The organism is Citrobacter sp. NCU1, from assembly GCF_010231475.1.
Classification (GTDB): Bacteria; Pseudomonadota; Gammaproteobacteria; order Enterobacterales; family Enterobacteriaceae; genus Citrobacter_D.
In genome coordinates this window covers 1-19507 of record NZ_NRDO01000003.1, presented here as the reverse complement: position 1 = coordinate 19507, position 19507 = coordinate 1, and the positions used below count along the sequence as shown (strand labels likewise).

At 53.9% G+C, this 19507-nt stretch carries 22 protein-coding genes; 15 read left to right on the top strand and 7 right to left on the bottom strand.

Going from position 1 to position 19507, the window contains the following annotated elements; genetic code table 11:
* Positions 1–170 precede the first annotated feature (170 nt).
* The 4 genes from dinI to mdtH all read right to left on the bottom strand — a co-directional run bounded on the left by dinI (position 171) and on the right by mdtH (position 3554).
* Positions 171–416, bottom strand: coding sequence for a DNA damage-inducible protein I (dinI, locus tag CJP72_RS00785; RefSeq protein ID WP_162379009.1), 246 nt, complete (start codon positions 414–416; stop codon positions 171–173).
* A gap of 75 nt (positions 417–491) precedes the next feature.
* A complete protein-coding gene (gene pyrC / locus CJP72_RS00780; protein ID WP_162379008.1) occupies positions 492–1538 on the bottom strand; it encodes a dihydroorotase in 1047 nt (348 codons plus the stop codon).
* A 104-nt stretch (positions 1539–1642) separates the two neighbouring features.
* On the bottom strand, positions 1643–2203 hold the full coding sequence (locus tag CJP72_RS00775; RefSeq protein ID WP_162379007.1) for a lipoprotein: 561 nt from the start codon (positions 2201–2203) through the stop codon (positions 1643–1645).
* Positions 2204–2345: 142 nt separating this feature from the next.
* Positions 2346–3554, bottom strand: a complete 1209-nt coding sequence (gene mdtH, locus CJP72_RS00770) for a multidrug efflux MFS transporter MdtH (protein WP_162379006.1) — start codon at positions 3552–3554, stop codon at positions 2346–2348.
* A gap of 236 nt (positions 3555–3790) precedes the next feature.
* Between mdtH and rimJ the strand changes: the two genes are divergently transcribed.
* The 4 genes from rimJ to murJ all read left to right on the top strand — a co-directional run bounded on the left by rimJ (position 3791) and on the right by murJ (position 7677).
* Positions 3791–4375 carry a ribosomal protein S5-alanine N-acetyltransferase gene (rimJ, locus tag CJP72_RS00765; protein WP_162379005.1) on the top strand — a complete coding sequence of 195 codons (585 nt, stop codon included), beginning with the start codon at positions 3791–3793 and terminating at the stop codon, positions 4373–4375.
* Positions 4376–4401: 26 nt separating this feature from the next.
* Positions 4402–5049 carry a YceH family protein gene (locus CJP72_RS00760; protein ID WP_162379004.1) on the top strand — a complete coding sequence of 216 codons (648 nt, stop codon included), beginning with the start codon at positions 4402–4404 and terminating at the stop codon, positions 5047–5049.
* A 1-nt stretch (position 5050) separates the two neighbouring features.
* The gene (locus CJP72_RS00755; protein WP_162379003.1) at positions 5051–5974 is read left to right on the top strand and encodes a Gfo/Idh/MocA family oxidoreductase; all 924 of its coding nucleotides are present in this window, start codon (positions 5051–5053) and stop codon (positions 5972–5974) included.
* Between the two features lie 167 nt (positions 5975–6141).
* Positions 6142–7677 (top strand): murein biosynthesis integral membrane protein MurJ, encoded by a 1536-nt coding sequence (murJ, locus tag CJP72_RS00750; protein ID WP_162379002.1) that lies wholly within the window; start codon positions 6142–6144, stop codon positions 7675–7677.
* Between the two features lie 73 nt (positions 7678–7750).
* Here murJ and flgN read toward each other — a convergent pair whose 3' ends face one another.
* The 3 genes from flgN to flgA all read right to left on the bottom strand — a co-directional run bounded on the left by flgN (position 7751) and on the right by flgA (position 9226).
* Entirely contained in the window at positions 7751–8173 is a 423-nt protein-coding gene (gene flgN / locus CJP72_RS00745; RefSeq protein WP_162379001.1) for a flagella biosynthesis chaperone FlgN, read from the bottom strand.
* Positions 8174–8177: 4 nt separating this feature from the next.
* A complete protein-coding gene (gene flgM / locus CJP72_RS00740) occupies positions 8178–8471 on the bottom strand; it encodes a flagellar biosynthesis anti-sigma factor FlgM (protein ID WP_162379000.1) in 294 nt (97 codons plus the stop codon).
* A 95-nt stretch (positions 8472–8566) separates the two neighbouring features.
* The gene (flgA, locus tag CJP72_RS00735; RefSeq protein WP_162378999.1) at positions 8567–9226 is read right to left on the bottom strand and encodes a flagellar basal body P-ring formation chaperone FlgA; all 660 of its coding nucleotides are present in this window, start codon (positions 9224–9226) and stop codon (positions 8567–8569) included.
* A 158-nt stretch (positions 9227–9384) separates the two neighbouring features.
* On the opposite strand from flgA, the gene flgB reads away from it, so the two are divergent.
* The 11 genes from flgB (at position 9385) to flgL (ending at position 19264) form a co-directional block, all read left to right on the top strand.
* Complete coding sequence (gene flgB / locus CJP72_RS00730; RefSeq protein ID WP_162378998.1) at positions 9385–9801, top strand: flagellar basal body rod protein FlgB; 417 nt, start codon at positions 9385–9387, stop codon at positions 9799–9801.
* Between the two features lie 3 nt (positions 9802–9804).
* Positions 9805–10209 (top strand): flagellar basal body rod protein FlgC, encoded by a 405-nt coding sequence (gene flgC, locus CJP72_RS00725; protein ID WP_162378997.1) that lies wholly within the window; start codon positions 9805–9807, stop codon positions 10207–10209.
* A gap of 11 nt (positions 10210–10220) precedes the next feature.
* Positions 10221–10919 (top strand): flagellar hook assembly protein FlgD, encoded by a 699-nt coding sequence (gene flgD / locus CJP72_RS00720; protein ID WP_162378996.1) that lies wholly within the window; start codon positions 10221–10223, stop codon positions 10917–10919.
* Between the two features lie 26 nt (positions 10920–10945).
* Positions 10946–12199 (top strand): flagellar hook protein FlgE, encoded by a 1254-nt coding sequence (gene flgE / locus CJP72_RS00715; RefSeq protein WP_162378995.1) that lies wholly within the window; start codon positions 10946–10948, stop codon positions 12197–12199.
* Positions 12200–12219: 20 nt separating this feature from the next.
* Positions 12220–12975, top strand: a complete 756-nt coding sequence (locus CJP72_RS00710) for a flagellar basal body rod protein FlgF (protein WP_162378994.1) — start codon at positions 12220–12222, stop codon at positions 12973–12975.
* Between the two features lie 13 nt (positions 12976–12988).
* On the top strand, positions 12989–13771 hold the full coding sequence (flgG, locus tag CJP72_RS00705) for a flagellar basal-body rod protein FlgG (protein WP_162378993.1): 783 nt from the start codon (positions 12989–12991) through the stop codon (positions 13769–13771).
* A gap of 57 nt (positions 13772–13828) precedes the next feature.
* Positions 13829–14527 carry a flagellar basal body L-ring protein FlgH gene (gene flgH / locus CJP72_RS00700; protein WP_162378992.1) on the top strand — a complete coding sequence of 233 codons (699 nt, stop codon included), beginning with the start codon at positions 13829–13831 and terminating at the stop codon, positions 14525–14527.
* Positions 14528–14578: 51 nt separating this feature from the next.
* Positions 14579–15637 (top strand): flagellar basal body P-ring protein FlgI, encoded by a 1059-nt coding sequence (flgI, locus tag CJP72_RS00695; RefSeq protein WP_193568544.1) that lies wholly within the window; start codon positions 14579–14581, stop codon positions 15635–15637.
* Positions 15637–16587: a flagellar assembly peptidoglycan hydrolase FlgJ gene (flgJ, locus tag CJP72_RS00690; RefSeq protein WP_162378990.1), complete on the top strand. Its 951-nt coding sequence runs from the start codon at positions 15637–15639 to the stop codon at positions 16585–16587. Before flgI ends, flgJ begins: the two co-directional genes overlap by 1 nt.
* Before the next feature lie 64 nt (positions 16588–16651).
* The gene (flgK, locus tag CJP72_RS00685) at positions 16652–18295 is read left to right on the top strand and encodes a flagellar hook-associated protein FlgK (RefSeq protein WP_162378989.1); all 1644 of its coding nucleotides are present in this window, start codon (positions 16652–16654) and stop codon (positions 18293–18295) included.
* A gap of 15 nt (positions 18296–18310) precedes the next feature.
* The gene (gene flgL / locus CJP72_RS00680; protein ID WP_162378988.1) at positions 18311–19264 is read left to right on the top strand and encodes a flagellar hook-associated protein FlgL; all 954 of its coding nucleotides are present in this window, start codon (positions 18311–18313) and stop codon (positions 19262–19264) included.
* Positions 19265–19507 lie beyond the last annotated feature (243 nt).

Here is a 19507-nt window from a genome sequence, read left to right as displayed (position 1 = left end):
GGCATAAATTTCTGCTTTTTAAGAATGAGCTGAACAATAAAACAGCATGTCGTTAAAGCTTTATTGGCATATTGCGCATTTTAGTTGAGGATAAGATTAAAATCCGAACAGTTGCGCAAATAAAAAAGCCGGGGCGACCCGGCAAAATGAACATCACTGCATATCATTTTTTATTCGTTGATAAACCAGTCATCCGCGCTTTCCCACGTTTCTTGCAGAATTTCGCTGATGCGCTCTTTATCTTCTTTCGTTGCGCCAATGACCGACAAATTGTTAGCGGCGGCATAGCGGACGGTCACGTTGCCTTCATTATCGGGAAAATGGTGGTGAATACGACGGGAGAGTTCACCGGCCAGCGCGTCTATCGCGCCAGCAGGTAAAGGAGAAGTTTTTGCAATGGTGACTTCAATACGCATAATGGCCCCCTGTTGAATATACTGGATATTTATACAGTTTAAATGTTCCAGTGACAACAGTTGGCCACGCTTTTTTTATTTTTTTACCGACCAGCGTACCGTTTCGCCCCCCAGGAAAGGCACCAGCGTATCATCCGTCAGGGCGATGCTTTCCGGAATGTGCTGCTCTTCACGTACCAGTTCAATGTAAGTGTCGTTGACGGGCAAACCATAGAACTGCGGACCGTTCAGTGAGCAAAATGCTTCAAAGTGCTGTAAAGCGTTCATCTCCTCAAAGACGGTTGCATAGCTGCCAAGCGCCGTTGGGGCGTTAAAGCAGCCCGCGCAGCCACAGCTGGTCTCTTTACGATGCCGGGCGTGCGGCGCCGAGTCTGTTCCCAGGAATGCGCGGTTAAAACCGCTGGCAACCAGTTCACGCAATGCCTGCTGGTGTACATTACGTTTCAGGATTGGCAGACAATAAAGGTGTGGGCGAATGCCGCCGACCAGCATGTGGTTGCGGTTAAACATCAAATGCTGAGGCGTGATTGTCGCCGCCAACAGTTCGTTGCCATCACGAACATATTCTGCCGCGTCTTTGGTCGTAATGTGCTCGAAGACCACTTTGAGGGCCGTCAGGCGTTGACGTAATGGCTCCATGACGCTGTCGATAAAGCGAGCTTCGCGATCGAAGATGTCGATCTCGGCGTGGGTGACTTCGCCGTGGACCAACAGCGGCATCCCCAGTTTTTCCATGCGTTCAAGAACGGGCATGATGGCGTCGGTTGACGTTACCCCGTGGCTTGAGTTGGTAGTGGCATTGGCCGGGTAGAGTTTTGCCGCGCTGAAAACGCCTTCATTGAATCCGCGTTCAAGCTCATTGGGATCCAGGCTATCCGTGAGATAGCAGGTCATTAACGGTGTGAAATCATGTCCTTGCGGTACCGCATCAAGAATACGCTGGCGGTAAGCGATGGCCGCGTCAACGGTGGTGACGGGCGGAGCCAGGTTAGGCATCACGATCGCGCGACCATAGGTTTCGCTGGTGTAGGGCACGACTGTTTTTAACATGTCGCCATCGCGAAGGTGAACGTGCCAGTCGTCTGGGCGGCGGATCTTTAAAACCTGGGATGGTGCTGTCATCAATATGCTCCGGCTGAGGGATGGTCTTTTTGCCGGAAACAAAGGATATGCGGAAACGTTTTCGTTTGCACGAAAAAAAAGGGCGCTCATGCGCCCTCTGTGTGTTAATTGGTGAACGGGATGACAATTTCACCCGGTTTCACTTCAATCCCTTTGGCATATTTCTTCGCCAGCGCTTCGCCTTTGCTGCTGTCTTCTTGCAGAACGTAGGCCGGTTGCTGATTAAAATAATTGCGCAGCGACTGGTTGAGATAAGGCATCAGCGTTTGTAATACCGACTGCATTTTCTCCGGCGTGACCGTGACGTCGACCACTTCCATCTCTTGCAGGAAAATGGCGCCTTTCTCTTTGTTAAAGACCGGCAACGCTTTCAACTTCAATTTCATGGTGGCTTTTTGATTGCCAAACAATGAGCTCATATCGAGATTCGCATCGCCGGTGAGCGTCACTTTATTGGGCTCTTCCCGACCGATCTGACTGCTCAGGTTGGAGAGCACAATATGCGCGTCGGCAACGCCGGGTAAGCCTATGTCTTTGGAAAAGTTATTCCGTTTCTCCAGTGCCTGGTTAATCTCTTGTTCACTGATCGTGTACTGTGTGAGTTGATTACAGCCAACCAACAGGCCGCTAACTAATAACGCAGCGGCAAAAAAAATCTTCTTCATGGGGTTCCTCAACATGATGCCCGTGTTGTAATCCTGACACAAAGCAGCATGTGGCACCAGCGCGCAACGCGCCAGCAGAAAAAACCGAAATAATGGTTGCCCGAGGCAACCAACGTTATTTCAGTAACACATCGGGTAGCGATCAGGCGCCCGGTTCCAGCATTCCGTTCGGGGTGCGTTTATGGCTAAATTGCCATCCCAGCGCCAGAAAGGTGATAACGCCAATAACCGCCAGCATTATCCAGGGCAGTTCAGGCTGGGCCATGATTTTTCCCATATCGAACAACCAGCCGCCGCCGATATAGCCAATCGCTCCGCCGATAGCGAGCCCCAGACGGCTAAAGCCCATATAGCTGCCGCGCGCACGCGCATCTGACAATGACGCGCTGAGCGTTTCACGGGCCGGTTCCGCAATAATTGAACCGATATAGAATGTGCAAATCAGCGTGAAAAGTTGCTGCAAATCACTCACCAGCCCAATAGGCAGCATACTGAGCGACATTAATAACAGGCCAGCCATCAACCGGTGTTCGAGACGGAAACGTTTTTCACTCCACCGCGCAATGGGGTAGAGGAGCGTCAGGGAAAGGCAAGCTTCAATGGCATACATCCATTTCACGGCACCAGGGGAGCCAGCAATATCATTGACCATGATCGGCAGCATTAACATCACCTGAACGGCGAGCATGTAATATCCCGCCAGCGTCAGAACATAGGTGACAAAACGTTTGTCCCGCATGACGCGGCCCATTCCTTCGCGGACGGGGGTACGTACAGTAGAAAGCTTCCAGGCCGGGAGGAGCCAGGCGTTGAACGCGGCGCAGAGAATAAACAACACCGCGCCGGTCGCGCAGACCAGACGAAAATCATACTGTAATAGCCAACTGCCCAGTAATGCGCCAATCACCGCACCGGCGCTGTCCTGCATCATGAGCAAAGAGAAGAATCGGCCACGCTGTTCCGGGCGGATCAGTTTGACCACCAGCGCGGAGCGCGGCGGATCAAACAATGTGCCGCCCAGACCCGAAAGGAAGCAGGAAAACCACAACAGCCAGGGTTCCTGGGCAATGCCCATGGTGGCGAATCCGGCTGCGCGCATCAGCATACCGGTGACGATCATCGGTTTGGCGCCAAAGCGGTCGGCGATGGCTCCGCCAAATATCCCCAACCCTTGCTGAATAAACTGGCGCAGCCCGAGCGCAATCCCCACCATGACGGCAGCCCATCCCATTTGATCGACGAATCGAATGGAAATAAGCGGGAACACCACAAAAAAGCCGAGCACGACCAGCATATTATCGATGAGCAGGAAATATTTACCCAGGTTCCTCGCCTGCGAGACGCGCGACATTTCCCCTCCCGGGAAATAAAAGATGTGCACCTTCTATTCTGCGGTGTCGTTGGGGCTTTTCCCACCCTCGCGGGGACAATATTTTTTTATCAAAAGTCCGTCTTGATAGAGAGATTTCATCAAAATGTGTGAATAATCGAAAAAATGGCTATTTGCACTTTTCACAGAGTGCTTGGCCGCAGGTATAGTAACGTTATCAGGGGTGTGAAGATGTTACGGGAAGGAGTGGGTATAGAATGTTTGGCTATCGCAGTAACGTGCCAAAAGTGCGCTTAACAACCGACCGGCTGGTCGTGCGTTTAGTGCATGAGCGTGATGCCTGGCGTCTGGCAGATTATTACGCAGAAAATCGTCATTTTTTAAAACCCTGGGAACCCATTCGCGATGAAAGTCACTGTTATCCGTCGGGCTGGCAAGCGCGGCTGAACATGATCGCTGAGTTTCATAAGCAGGGTTCCGCATTCTATTTTGCGCTACTCGATCCGGACGAAAAAGAAATTATTGGCGTGGCGAATTTTTCCAATGTGGTTCGCGGTTCGTTTCATGCGTGCTATCTGGGGTATTCCATTGCGCAGAAGTGGCAGGGAAAGGGGCTGATGTTCGAAGCCTTAAGCTCGGCCATTCGTTATATGCAACGCACACAACACATGCACCGGATAATGGCAAATTATATGCCGCACAATAAACGTAGCGGCGATTTACTGGCGCGACTCGGTTTCGAAAAAGAAGGGTATGCGAAAGATTACCTGTTGATTGATGGGCAGTGGCGCGATCACGTGCTGACGGCGTTGACAACATCTGAATGGACCCCCGGACGTTAATCCTCTGGACGCGATGGAGAAAGACAATGAAATATGAACTAACCGCCACTGAAGCGCGCGTGATTGGCTGTCTGCTTGAAAAACAGGTGACGACGCCTGAACAATATCCGCTGTCGGTAAACGGCGTGGTGGTGGCCTGCAATCAAAAAACCAACCGTGAACCGGTGATGAATTTATCGGAGCATGAGGTTCAGCAGCAGCTTGATAATCTGGTCAAACGCCATTTTCTGCGCACGGTGAGTGGTTTTGGCAACCGCGTGACCAAGTATGAGCAGCGTTTTTGCAACTCCGAATTTGGCAATTTAAAGTTGAGTGCGGGCGAAGTCGCTGTGGTGACTACGCTACTCCTGCGCGGCGCGCAAACGCCGGGTGAACTGCGCAGCCGTGCCTCCCGTATGTATGAATTCAGCGATATGGCGGAAGTGGAAGCCACGCTGGAGCGGCTTGCCACCCGGGAAGACGGCCCGTATGTCGTGCGTCTGGCGCGTGAGCCGGGTAAACGTGAAAGCCGTTATATGCATCTGTTTTGTGGCGAGGTGGATGAACAAGCCGCCCCGGCGGATGAACCGCAGGCGGGGTCTGCCGATCTGCACGCCCGCGTAGAGGCGCTGGAGAGTGAAGTGGCGGAGCTGAAACAGCGACTCGATTCGTTGCTGGCGCATCTGGGAGACTAAGGTGAAAAAATTGCGGATTGGCGTGGTAGGGCTGGGCGGGATCGCGCAAAAAGCCTGGCTGCCGGTGCTGGGAACCTCCGGCGACTGGACGTTGCAGGGCGCCTGGTCCCCATCACGGGATAAAGCATTACGCATTTGCGAAAGCTGGCGGATACCTTACGCCGACTCACTGGTGACTCTGGCCTCAACCTGTGACGCCGTATTTGTTCACTCCAGCACAGCCACTCACTATCAGGTGGTCAGCGAATTACTGAATGCGGGGGTGCACGTTTGTGTTGACAAACCGCTGGCGGACAATCTGCACGATGCCGAGCGGTTGGTCGAGCTGGCGGCACGCAAAAAACTGACGCTAATGGTCGGGTTTAATCGCCGGTTTGCGCCACTCTATCGCGATTTAAAGACGCAACTTTCAACGGCGACCTCCTTACGTATGGATAAGCATCGCGCTGACAGCGTAGGGCCGCACGATCTGCGTTTTACGCTTCTTGATGATTATCTGCATGTCGTCGACACGGCGCTGTGGCTGGCGGGGGGCGCATCACAACTGAAAAGCGGAACGTTGCTGACCACGGATGCCGGGGAAATGCTGTACGCCGAGCACCATTTTGCGGCGGAACAACTGCAAATCACCACCAGTATGCATCGACGTGCCGGGAGTCAGCGTGAAACGGTGCAGGCGGTAACCGACGGCGGTGTTTATGACGTGACCGACATGCGCGAATGGCGTGAGGAGCGTGGGCAGGGCGTGGTGCATAAACCGATTCCCGGCTGGCAAACCACGTTAGAGCAGCGTGGATTTTCCGGATGTGCGCGTCACTTTATTGAATGCGTGGAAAATCAGACGGTTCCGGAAACCGCTGGTGAACAGGCGATTCTGGCGCAACGCGTGGTAGAGAAACTGTGGCGCGATGCGATCAGCGAATAGGGTGACGGTTTATTCAGGTATTCAGAATAGGCCGGGTCTGAAGACCCTGTAACATCTGGCGGTAGTAATTCATCTTAATCCAGGTAGACTATAGCCCACTTGATATTACGCCTCTTCCAACGCCTGCTATGCAGGCGTTTTGCCGTAGAGTCTGGAATAAAACAACCATGAATTTATTAAAATCACTGGCTGCCGTTAGCTCGATGACCATGTTTTCGCGGGTGCTCGGTTTTGCGCGTGACGCTATTGTCGCCAGAATTTTTGGTGCCGGGATGGCAACCGATGCCTTCTTTGTGGCATTCAAATTACCCAACTTGTTGCGCCGTATCTTTGCCGAAGGGGCATTTTCTCAGGCGTTTGTGCCTATTCTGGCGGAGTATAAAAGCAAACAGGGTGAAGATGCGACCCGGGTTTTTGTTGCCTATGTCTCTGGCTTGCTGACCCTTGCGTTGGCGGTAGTGACCGTGGCGGGTATGCTTGCCGCACCGTGGGTGATTATGGTCACGGCCCCGGGATTTGCGGATACGGCAGATAAATTCGCCTTGACGACCCAACTGCTGCAAATTACCTTTCCTTATATATTGCTTATCTCGCTCGCGTCATTAGTCGGGGCAATCCTCAATACATGGAACCGTTTTTCGATTCCGGCGTTTGCGCCCACCTTTCTGAACGTCAGTATGATTGGTTTCGCGTTGTTTGCAGCACCGTATTTTGATCCGCCGGTCTTAGCGCTAGCCTGGGCGGTGACGGTTGGCGGCGTTTTACAACTGGTTTATCAACTGCCGCATTTAAAGAAAATCGGTATGCTGGTATTGCCGCGCATTAACTTCCGCGATGCGGGCTCTCTGCGTGTGGTGAAACAGATGGGACCGGCGATTCTCGGTGTCTCTGTCAGCCAGATCTCGCTCATTATTAACACTATTTTCGCCTCGTTTCTGGCTTCCGGTTCAGTCTCCTGGATGTATTACGCTGACCGCCTGATGGAATTCCCGTCCGGCGTACTGGGCGTGGCGCTCGGGACTATTTTGCTGCCATCGCTGTCGAAAAGCTTTGCCAGCGGTAATCACGATGAATACAACCGCCTGATGGACTGGGGGTTGCGCCTCTGCTTCCTGCTGGCGCTGCCGAGCGCGGTGGCGCTGGGCATTTTGTCGAAGCCGCTGATCGTTTCGCTGTTCCAGTACGGAAAATTCACTGCGATGGATGCGGCGATGACGCAACGGGCGCTGGTGGCCTATTCGGTCGGTTTGATCGGGTTAATTGTGGTGAAAGTGCTGGCACCCGGATTTTATTCGCGGCAGGACATCAAAACGCCAGTAAAAATTGCCATCGTGACGTTGATTATGACGCAGCTGATGAACCTGGCGTTTATTGGCCCGTTGAAACATGCGGGGTTGTCGCTGTCGATTGGTCTGGCGGCGTGCCTGAATGCGTCTTTGCTGTACTGGCAGTTGCGTAAGCAAAAGATCTTCACCCCGCAGCCGGGCTGGATGTGGTTCCTGACCCGCCTGGTGATTTCCGTGCTGGTGATGTCAGCGGTGTTAATCGGAATGCTGTCTATTATGCCGGAGTGGTCGCAAGGGAACATGCTGTGGCGTCTGTTACGCTTAATGGCGGTGGTGGGCGCGGGTATCGCGGCCTATTTTGCAGCGCTGGCCATTCTCGGATTTAAAATGAAAGAGTTTGTCCGCCGGACGGCGTAATAAGTGAAATGATGCCTGATGGCATTGTGCCTGCCAGATCTACAACATGCAGATCTGGCAGGCGAAACGGTCATCAGATGGAGATTTTTTTACCACCACGGTGGGGCGTGGATGTCTGACCGTTAGCGCTATAGAGCGCCGGTTCTTGATGGGGCTTGAGCACCTCAAGCGCCTGCTGATTGCGCGCGATTTGCCCTTCCAGCAACCAGCCGTTGTGCCGGTTTTGGTCGCGAAGATGCTGCGTTTTCTCAGTAATAATCTGCCAACGCTCGGCAAAATCATCATTTGCGCTTTTTTGCGCAGCTTGTTCATGGCGACGCTGTTGTTCCAGATAATCCAGGGTGGCCAGCAGAGAGCTTTTTTCTTCTGTAATACGTTGTAAGTGGCTACCGTTAATCTGACCCGCAGATAAGTGCTGCTGCTCGGCATCCATCACCGTTTTCAGATCATTAAGAACGGTCGTCATCTGATCCAGTATTTCTGACAAACGAGTCATACTTTTATTTACTCTGCAGGTAGCTCTGTGCTTCACGGATCAATGCGTCGGTAATTTTGCCGGTGTCCATTTTGAGTTCACCATTGCGAATCGCCGTTTTCAGTGCTTCAACGCGTTCCATATTGATATCGCTGGAACCGGGCTGCATCAGTTTCGCCTGAGCATCGCTTAACGTCACACTGGCACTCTTCGTCGTCGATGTTTTTTCCTGACGCGTTTTTTGTACCTGCGTGTCGCCGGTTTCGCGCGGTTGGACAGTGCTAACGGGTTTCAAAGGTGAGGTACGGTCAATGCTCATGTTATTTTCCTCATCGAGGGGTTGCGTTGTAGCGACCAGCTATCATCATTTCGTTGATCATTTATATCGGCAGCCACTTCAAAATCTTTAACGCATTATAGATTAATAAGAATATTCCCATCAGGGTCGACGGTTCCATTGACCACCTGACCTGACAGCATGCGTACCCGCGCATTTTGTGCAACGGCGGCATTGTTCAATGCCTGACCTTCCGCATTGACGCTAAATCCGTCGCCGCTGGCGATCACTACCACGCGTTGACCGGCTTTTATTCGCCAGGCCTGGCGCAACTGAGTGAGCTGTACAGGCTGACCGGGCGCCAGATCGCGCAAACTGACGGCGTCCTGAATCTGATTGATATCCAGTACCGTGCGCGGTGGCAACTGATCCAGCCGACCGCGTTTTAGCGTCACGCTGGCAGGACCCAGTTTTCCGCCTCGTGCGACGGGAACGGCGGCCACGACGTAGTTGCCGGTCGCCTGGACGTTAACTTGCAGATAACGTTTTTCATTGCCGCAGCGCGCCAGCACGCTCACATTACCCCATAATTTCGCGCTGCCCGGTACACTTAGCGCCGGTTGCTCACAATCCGCAGGCAACGCAGGCAATGTGCGCAGGGTGACGACCACCTCATCGCTAAACCCCATCAGACGCGCTCCAAACCAGTCATTCAGCTGCGCATTCAGGTCCTGCGCCATCGCCAGGGGGCTGAAGAGCAGCGCCATCACAGCGATTCCCCGTTTTAACGTGTGCATCGTCATCTCCCGCCGGTGGTAAGCAATGGCTGGATTTTACCTGTGTGCCGCCGCCATCAACGCAACAAATAGCGACGCATTTTGCGTTTATTCCGGCGATAACGCGCGCGTGATGAGATTTAAGCTGTCGGCTGAATTTTGTCATTTGCGGGGAAGATATGCTCGACAAGCTCGATGCCGCCTTACGTTTTCAACAAGAAGCGCTCAATTTGCGTGCCCAACGTCAGGAGGTGCTGGCGGCGAATATCGCCAATGCTGATACGCCGGGGTATCAGGCGCGAGACATGGATTTTGCCAGTGAACTCAAAAAAGTGATGGTGCAAGGAAGGGCCGAAACCAGCGGTGTTTCACTGGCGCTGACCTCTGCGCAACACATTCCGGCTCAGACGCTGGCGTCCCCCTCTGCGGATCTGCTCTACCGTATTCCAGACCAGCCTTCTCTCGATGGTAACACCGTCGATATGGACAGGGAGCGTACGCAGTTTGCCGACAACAGTCTGAAATACCAGATGGGGCTCACCCTCATGAGCAGCCAAATCAAAGGCATGATGAACGTGCTACAGGGAGGGAACTAATCCGTGGCGCTGTTAAACATTTTCGATATTGCGGGTTCGGCGCTGACGGCGCAGTCCAAACGGCTCAACGTCGCCGCCAGTAACCTGGCGAACGCCGACAGCGTGACGGGGCCAGATGGTCAGCCGTACCGCGCAAAACAGGTCGTTTTTCAGGTTGATGCAGCACCCGGTGCGGCGACGGGCGGCGTAAAGGTGGCGGAGGTCATTGAAAGCCAGGCGCCAGACAAACTGGTGTTTGAACCCGGCAACCCGCTGGCCGATGCCAACGGCTACGTCAAGATGCCGAATGTGGATACGGTTGGCGAGATGGTGAACACCATGTCGGCATCGCGCAGCTACCAGGCAAACGTCGAAGTACTCAACACCGTGAAAAGCATGATGCTTAAAACGCTGACACTTGGCCAGTAAAGGAGGCGCGTATGTCTATTGCCGTCAATATGAATGACCCGACGAACGCGGGCGTCAAATCTACCAGCAGCGGCAGTTCGTTGACCGGAAGCAATTCCGCCGATCTGCAAAACAGTTTCCTGACCTTGCTGGTGGCGCAGCTGAAAAACCAGGACCCGACGAACCCGATGGAAAACAACGAGTTGACCTCGCAGTTGGCGCAGATCAGCACTGTTAGCGGAATCGAAAAATTAAACACCACGCTGGGGGCGATTTCAGGGCAGATCGACAACAGCCAGTCGATGCAGGCCAGCACCCTGATTGGTCATGGGGTCATGATTCCGGGTACCACCATTTTGGCTGGCAAAGGAACCGAAGAAGGGGCCATCACTACCACCACGCCGTTTGGCGTTGAGCTACAGCAACCTGCCGATAAAGTCACCGCCACGATTACCGATAAAGACGGCAAAGTGGTTCGTACCATTGATATCGGCGGCCTGAAGGCGGGCGTTCACAGCTTTACCTGGGACGGAACGCTCACCGACGGGACCACCGCGCCGAACGGTTCATACAACGTGGCGATCACCGCCAGCAATGGCAGTACGCAACTGGTCGCACAGCCTTTGCAGTTTGCAATGGTACAGGGCGTTATCCGCAACAATGGCGGTAACACACTGGATTTAGGGACCTACGGAACCACCACACTCGACGAAGTACGGCAGATCATCTAAGCCTTCACACTTATCAGGAGTAAGACATGGCCTTTTCTCAAGCGGTCAGCGGCCTGAACGCTGCAGCCACCAACCTCGATGTCATTGGTAATAACATCGCCAACTCCGCCACCTACGGGTTTAAATCCGGGTCGGCTTCATTTGCCGATATGTTTGCCGGTTCCAAAGTAGGGCTGGGCGTTAAAGTGGCGGGGATCACCCAGGACTTTACCGACGGTACCACCACCAATACCGGTCGTGGTCTGGACGTTGCCATCAGCCAGAACGGCTTCTTCCGCATGGTGGATAGCAACGGTTCTGTTTTTTATAGCCGTAATGGCCAGTTTAAGCTCGATGAAAATCGCAACCTGGTCAACATGCAGGGGCTGCAACTGACCGGCTATCCGGCCACCGGTACGCCGCCGACCATCCAACAGGGCGCAAACCCGGCACCGATTACGATCCCCAATACGCTGATGGCGGCAAAAACCACCACCTCCGCGTCCATGCAGATCAACCTGAACTCTACCGACAAAGTACCGACCAAAACGCCATTCAGCCCGAGCGATGCGGATTCCTACAATAAAAAAGGCACCGTTACCGTATTTGATAGCCAGGGTAATGCCCATGACATGAACATCTTCTATGTCAAAAATTCGGACAATACCTGGGAGGTGCATACTCAGGATTCGACGACCGGTGCCGCCGCAAAACCAGCGGGTTTTATGCGCTTTGATGAAAATGGCGTGTTCTTAGGTATGAGCGCCACGGCAACAGAAGCCGTTCCTGGTCCTTCGGATACTCCGTGGCCAAAACAAATCAATATCACTACCGGTGTGGTGAACGGCGCTGAACCTGCCAATTTCTCCCTGAGCTTCCTGAACTCCATGCAGCAGAACACTGGCGAGAACAACATCGTGGCCACTAACCAGAACGGCTACAAGCCGGGCGACCTGGTGAGCTATCAGATTAATGATGATGGCACGGTGGTCGGGAACTACTCCAACGAGCAGAAACAGGTTCTGGGGCAAATCGTACTGGCTAACTTTGCCAACAACGAAGGGCTGGCCTCTCAGGGGGATAACGTCTGGGCTGCAACACAGTCTTCTGGCGTTGCACTGCTGGGGACGGCGGGTATCGGTAACTTCGGTAAGTTGACCAACGGCGCGCTGGAAGCCTCTAACGTGGATCTCAGTAAAGAACTGGTCAACATGATTGTCGCCCAGCGTAACTATCAGTCTAACGCGCAGACCATCAAAACCCAGGATCAGATCCTCAACACGCTGGTCAACCTGCGCTAAGCGCCTGACAGGATGGCTTAATGGATCACGCAATTTATACCGCCATGGGGGCGGCCAGTCAGACGCTGAATCAACAGGCGGTGACGGCCAGCAACCTGGCCAATGCCTCAACGCCGGGTTTTCGCGCGCAGCTCACTGCATTGCGTGCGGTGCCGGTTGAAGGGCTTTCCTTACCGACGCGTACTCTGGTCACGGCCTCAACCCCAGGGGCCGATATGACCCCTGGGCAGATGGATTACACCTCACGACCGCTGGATGTTGCGCTGCAACAAGACGGTTGGCTGGCCGTACAAACGGCCGACGGCAGTGAAGGGTATACCCGTAACGGCAGTATTCAGGTGAGTCCGACTGGCGAACTGACGATTCAGGGGCACCCGGTGATTGGAGAGGCGGGTCCGCTCGCCGTGCCGGAAGGCTCTGAAATTACCATTGCGGCGGATGGCACCATCTCGGCACTGAATCCCGGCGATCCAGCGAATACGGTGGCGCCGGTGGGACGTTTGAAACTGGTCAAAGCGATGGGTAATGAAGTGCAGCGCGGCGACGACGGCATGTTCCGTTTGACTGCGGCGGCACAGGCGACCCGTGGCCCGGCGCTGCAGGCCGATCCGTCTATTCGTATCATGTCAGGCGTCCTGGAAGGCAGTAACGTCAGTACTGTCTCCGCCATGAGTGACATGATCGCCAGCGCCCGTCGTTTTGAAATGCAGATGAAAGTGATCAGCAGCGTTGATGATAACGCCGGTCGCGCTAACCAACTGCTGTCGATGAGTTAATACAGGACATTTTATGATCAGTTCATTATGGATCGCCAAAACCGGTCTGGACGCTCAACAAACCAATATGGATGTGATTGCCAACAACCTGGCAAACGTTAGCACCAATGGTTTTAAGCGTCAGCGCGCGGTGTTTGAAGATCTGCTTTACCAGACGATTCGCCAGCCTGGCGCACAGTCTTCAGAGCAGACGACATTACCCTCCGGCCTGCAAATTGGTACCGGTGTTCGTCCTGTCGCGACCGAACGTTTGCACAGTCAGGGCAACTTGTCCCAGACCAACAACAGCAAAGACGTCGCCATCAAAGGGCAGGGCTTTTTCCAGGTCATGCTGCCGGATGGCACATCGGCTTACACCCGCGATGGTTCATTCCAGGTTGATCAAAACGGTCAACTGGTGACGGCGGGCGGTTTTCAGGTTCAACCGGCGATCACGATCCCGGCGAACTCACTCAGCATCACCATCGGACGTGATGGCGTAGTCAGTGTGACGCAGCAGGGGCAGGCGGCACCGGTGCAGGTGGGTCAGCTGAATCTGACCACGTTTATGAATGACACCGGTCTGGAAAGCATTGGCGAGAACCTGTACACCGAAACGCAATCCTCAGGCGCGCCAAACGAAAGCACACCGGGTTTGAACGGCGCGGGTCTGTTGTATCAGGGCTATGTCGAAACGTCCAACGTGAACGTCGCAGAAGAGCTGGTCAATATGATCCAGGTTCAGCGCGCTTACGAAATCAACAGTAAAGCGGTGTCGACGACCGATCAGATGCTGCAGAAACTGACGCAACTCTAACGTGTTGTCCGGTGGGGTGAAAACCTCACCGGCACACTGATTTTGAAGATGACGGCAATGCGAAAATACGCGCTTCACCCATACCCGATGATGGCCCTGCTGGTGGTTTCACTGACAGGATGCGCCTGGATCCCCGCCACGCCGCTCGTGCAGGGCGCGACGACGGCACAACCAATACCTGGCCCGACGCAGGTGGCGAATGGCTCCATCTTTCAGTCTGCACAGCCGGTGAATTACGGCTATCAGCCGCTATTCGAAGACCGACGTCCGCGTAACATTGGCGATACGTTGACGATTGTGTTGCAGGAAAACGTCAGCGCCAGCAAAAGCTCCTCAGCCAATGCCAGTCGCGATGGCAAAACGAATTTTGGCTTCGACACCGTTCCTCGCTATCTGGAAGGATTATTCGGTAACGCGCGTGCAGACGTAGATGCATCGGGCGGAAACTCTTTCAATGGCAAAGGCGGCGCGAACGCCAGCAACACCTTTAGCGGCACGTTGACGGTCACCGTCGATCAGGTACTGGTGAATGGCAATTTACATGTGGTGGGTGAAAAACAGATCGCCATCAATCAGGGCACTGAATTCATCCGCTTCTCCGGGGTGGTGAATCCACGCACGATCAGCGGCAGCAACAGCGTTCCGTCCACCCAGGTTGCGGACGCGCGCATAGAGTACGTCGGTAACGGCTACATCAACGAAGCGCAGAATATGGGTTGGCTGCAGCGTTTCTTCCTTAACTTGTCGCCAATGTAAGCGAGGTTCCCAGTGTTTAAATCATTTATTGGCGTCGTACTGCTGCTGACGATGGCCTTCGCCCATGCCGATCGTATCCGCGATCTGACCAGTGTTCAGGGCGTGCGGGAAAACTCGCTGATTGGCTACGGACTGGTGGTCGGTCTGGACGGCACGGGCGATCAGACCACGCAAACCCCGTTCACGACGCAAACGCTCAATAACATGCTCTCTCAACTGGGAATTACCGTCCCGACAGGGACGAACATGCAGCTGAAAAATGTGGCGGCGGTGATGGTCACCGCCAGTTTCCCGGCGTTTGGTCGTCAGGGACAGACCATCGATGTGGTGGTTTCCTCGATGGGTAACGCCAAGAGTCTGCGCGGTGGCACACTGTTAATGACCCCGCTGAAAGGGGTTGATAGTCAGGTCTACGCGCTGGCGCAGGGGAATATTCTGGTCGGTGGTGCCGGGGCTTCTGCTGGCGGCAGCAGCGTCCAGGTGAACCAACTCAATGGCGGGCGTATTACTAACGGCGCGGTGATTGAGCGCGAACTGCCCAGTCAGTTCGGTGGTGGAAATACCCTCAATCTGCAGCTCAATAATGAAGATTTCACCTTGGCGCAGCAAATCACCGATACCATCAACCGCTCCCGGGGTTTCGGCAGCGCCACGGCGCTGGATGCACGTACGATCCAGGTGCGGGTGCCGAGCGGTAACAGCTCTCAGGTCCGTTTCCTCGCCGATATTCAGAATATGGAAGTGAACGTTACGCCGCAGGACGCGAAAGTGGTGATCAACTCGCGAACTGGCTCAGTGGTGATGAACCGCGAAGTGACGCTGGACAGTTGTGCTGTCGCGCAGGGCAACCTGTCGGTGACGGTCAATCGCCAGGCTAATGTCAGCCAGCCGGATACGCCGTTTGGCGGTGGGCAAACGGTCGTCACGCCGCAAACGCAGATCGATCTTCGTCAGAGCGGTGGTTCACTACAAAGCGTGCGCTCCAGCGCTAACCTGAACAACGTGGTACGGGCACTTAACGCCTTAGGCGCGACGCCGATGGATTTGATGTCCATTCTTCAGTCCATGCAAAGCGCAGGGTGTTTACGGGCGAAACTGGAAATTATCTGATGATTGGAGAAAGCAAACTGCTGGCCAGTGCGGCCTGGGATGCCCAGTCGCTGAACTCTCTGAAAGCCGACGCGAGGAAAGACCCGGGGGAAAATCTCCGCCCGGTCGCCCGTCAGGTGGAGGGGATGTTCGTGCAGATGATGTTGAAAAGTATGCGTGAAGCGCTACCGAAAGATGGCGTGTTTAGCAGCGATTCGACACGCCTGTATACCAGTATGTACGACCAGCAAATTGCGCAACAGATGACGGCAGGTAAAGGTCTGGGCCTGGCGGAAATGATGGTCAAACAAATGACCGGGGGGCAGGTCCAGCCTGCCGATGACGCACCACAGGTGCCGATGAAGTTCTCGCTGGAAACGGTGACCAGTTATCAAAATCAGGCGTTGACGCAACTGGTGAGAAAAGCGATGCCGAAAACGCCCGAGAGCCACGATGAGCCACTCTCGGGCGACAGCAAAGCGTTTCTTGCTCAGCTTTCACTGCCCGCACGCCTGGCAAGCGAGCAGAGCGGTGTCCCGCACCATCTGATTCTGGCGCAGGCGGCGCTGGAATCCGGGTGGGGACAGCGACAAATTCGTCGTGAAAATGGGGAACCCAGTTTTAACATTTTTGGTGTTAAAGCCTCGGGAAGCTGGAAGGGACCGACTACCGAGATCACCACCACCGAATTTGAAAATGGCGAGGCGAAAAAGGTGAAAGCCAGGTTCCGCGTCTACGGGTCATACCTGGAAGCGTTGTCGGATTATGTTGGGCTGTTGACCCGTAACCCGCGCTACGCTGGGGTGACGTCCGCATCCAGTGCGGAGCAGGGCGCTCAGGCCTTGCAAAACGCAGGTTATGCCACCGATCCGCACTATGCACGCAAATTAACCAGCATGATCCAACAGCTGAAGTCGATGAGCGAAAAAGTGAACAAAACGTACAGTGCGAATCTCGACAATCTCTTCTAAATGGCTCAAGTCCAGCCATCTGCTGCCGATAATAACCTGTATTGAAGGATTAAAAGGAATCTCCATGTCCAGCTTGATTAACAACGCCATGAGTGGACTTAACGCGGCGCAGGCTGCGTTAAATACCGCCAGTAACAACATCGCCAGTTACAACGTTGCGGGGTATACCCGACAAACCACCATTATGTCGCAGGCAAACAGCACGTTAGGTGCAGGTGGCTGGGTCGGAAATGGCGTGTATGTTTCAGGCGTGCAGCGTGAGTATGACGCGTTTATCACCAATCAACTGCGTGCGGCTCAAAATCAAAGCAGCGGTTTGACCACACGGTATGAGCAAATGTCGAAAATCGACAACCTGCTTTCCAGTAAAACCAGCTCAATTTCGACCTCGATGCAGGACTTTTTCACCAGCCTGCAAACGTTAGTCAGCAACGCGGAAGATCCCGCGGCACGTCAGGCGTTGATTGGCAAAGCGAACGGTCTGGTAAACCAGTTTAAGACCACCGACCAATACCTGCGCGATCAGGATAAGCAGGTCAACACCGCTATTGCCTCCAGCGTTGAACAGATCAACAACTACTCGAAACAGATTGCGAGTCTGAATGACCAGATCTCCCGTCTGACCGGTGTGGGCGCGGGGGCATCCCCCAATGACCTTCTCGATCAGCGCGATCAACTGGTGAGTGAGTTAAATAAAATTGTCGGCGTTGAGGTCAGCGTCCAGGATGGCGGCACCTATAACCTGACGATGGCGAACGGGTATACCCTGGTTCAGGGCAGCAGCTCGCGACAACTCGCCGCACTGCCATCCAGTGCCGATCCTTCTCGAACGACCGTTGCTTATGTTGACGCGGCGGCTGGCAACATCGAAATTCCTGAAAAACTGCTCAATACTGGCTCGCTCGGTGGACTGATGACGTTCCGTTCTCAGGATCTCGACCAGACCCGCAATACCCTGGGGCAGCTGGCGTTAGCGTTTGCCAGTGAATTTAACACCCAGCACAAAGCAGGTTTTGATGCCAACGGTGATGCCGGTAAAGACTTTTTCGCTATCGGAAATCCTTCGGTTATCGGCAACGCCAAAAATAGTGGTAACGCGGTTTTAACGGCAGCAGTCGATGACAGCACGAAAGTGCAGGCCACGGATTATAAAGTGGTGTACGACGGCAGTAAGTGGCAGGTGACGCGTCTTGCGGATAACACGACCTTTGAAGCGAAACCCGATGCCGACGGCAAACTGGATATTGATGGCCTGAAAGTGACGGTCAGCGGAACGCCGGGGGCGAAAGCCAACGACAGCTTTACGTTAAAGCCTGTGAGTGACGCCATCGTGAACATGAAAGTGATGGTCACAGATGAATCGGAAATTGCCATGTCCAGCCTCAAGGATTCCGGTCAGAGTGATAACCGTAACGGTCAGGCAATGTTGGATCTGCAAGGCAAAGCTACGGTCGGCAATAAATCCTTTAACGATGCTTATGCCACGCTGGTCAGTGATGTGGGAAATAAAACCTCCACGCTGAAAACCAGTAGCACCACCCAGGGCAATGTGGTGACCCAACTAACGAACCAGCAGCAGTCGATCTCTGGCGTCAATCTTGATGAAGAGTATGGCAACCTGCAACGCTATCAGCAGTACTATCTGGCGAACGCGCAAGTCCTGCAAACGGCCAGTTCGATGTTTGATGCACTGCTGAACATTCGCTAAAGGAGAAGGGCTTAAATGCGTATCAGTACCCAGATGATGTACCAGCAAAATATGCGTGGCATCACCAATTCCCAGGCCGAATGGATGAAGTACGGCGAGCAGATGTCCACGGGCAAACGTGTCATCAATCCGTCGGATGATCCGATTGCCGCTTCGCAGGCCGTTGTCTTGTCTCAGGCGCAGGCGCAGAACAGTCAGTTCGCGCTGGCGCGTTCGTTTGCCACGCAAAAAGTGTCGCTGGAAGAGAATGTGTTAAGCCAGGTAACAACGGCGATTCAGAGCGCACAAGAGAAAATCGTCAGTGCGGGTAACGGCACCTTAAGTGACGATGACCGTGCCTCGTTGGCGACAGACTTGCAGGGGATTCGCGATCAGCTGATGAATCTGGCGAACAGTACCGATGGTAACGGGCGCTATATTTTTGCCGGTTATAAAACGGAAAGCGCACCGTTTTCCCAGACAGACGGTGCCTATAACGGCGGTCGTGAGAGTGTTACCCAACAGGTTGATGCTTCCCGCACGATGGTGATTGGCCACACCGGTGACCAGATTTTTAATAAAATCACCAGTAATGCTGTGCCGGAGCCAGACGGCAGCGCTTCTGAAACCAGTTTGTTCAAAATGCTGGATAGCGCTATCGACGCGCTGAACACGCCTGTTGCGGGCGATGATGTGGCAAGAGATAAAGCGTCGGCGGCGATTGATAAAACCAACCGGGGCTTAAAAAACTCGCTGAATAACGTACTGACGGTGCGGGCAGAGCTGGGGACACAACTGAAGGAGCTTGATTCCCTGGATGCGTTGGGAAGCGATCGCGCGTTGGGTCAAACCCAGCAAATGAGTAACCTGGTCGACGTGGACTGGAATGCGGCAATCTCCTCGTATGTGATGCAACAGGCGGCGTTACAGGCCTCTTATAAAGCGTTTACCGATATGCAGGGCATGTCGCTGTTTCAGCTAAACCGTTAATCTTTTTTAAAACATACCGTGAAACCGGGTATGTTTTGTCTGCCCGCTCCATATCACCCCGGAGCGGGCTTTTTTTGCGCCCAAATTCCGTAGTGACAAAACGGCGCAGGTCGGTAATGCGTATCTGAAACGTGAATGCGACTGTTTCATGTTGATAAAGAGTGGCAGTGGCTGAATTGAGTGACTAGTCCTGATATAGGTTGACAGTTTTTTGTCTGTAAAACGCCTGATGAACATCATCAG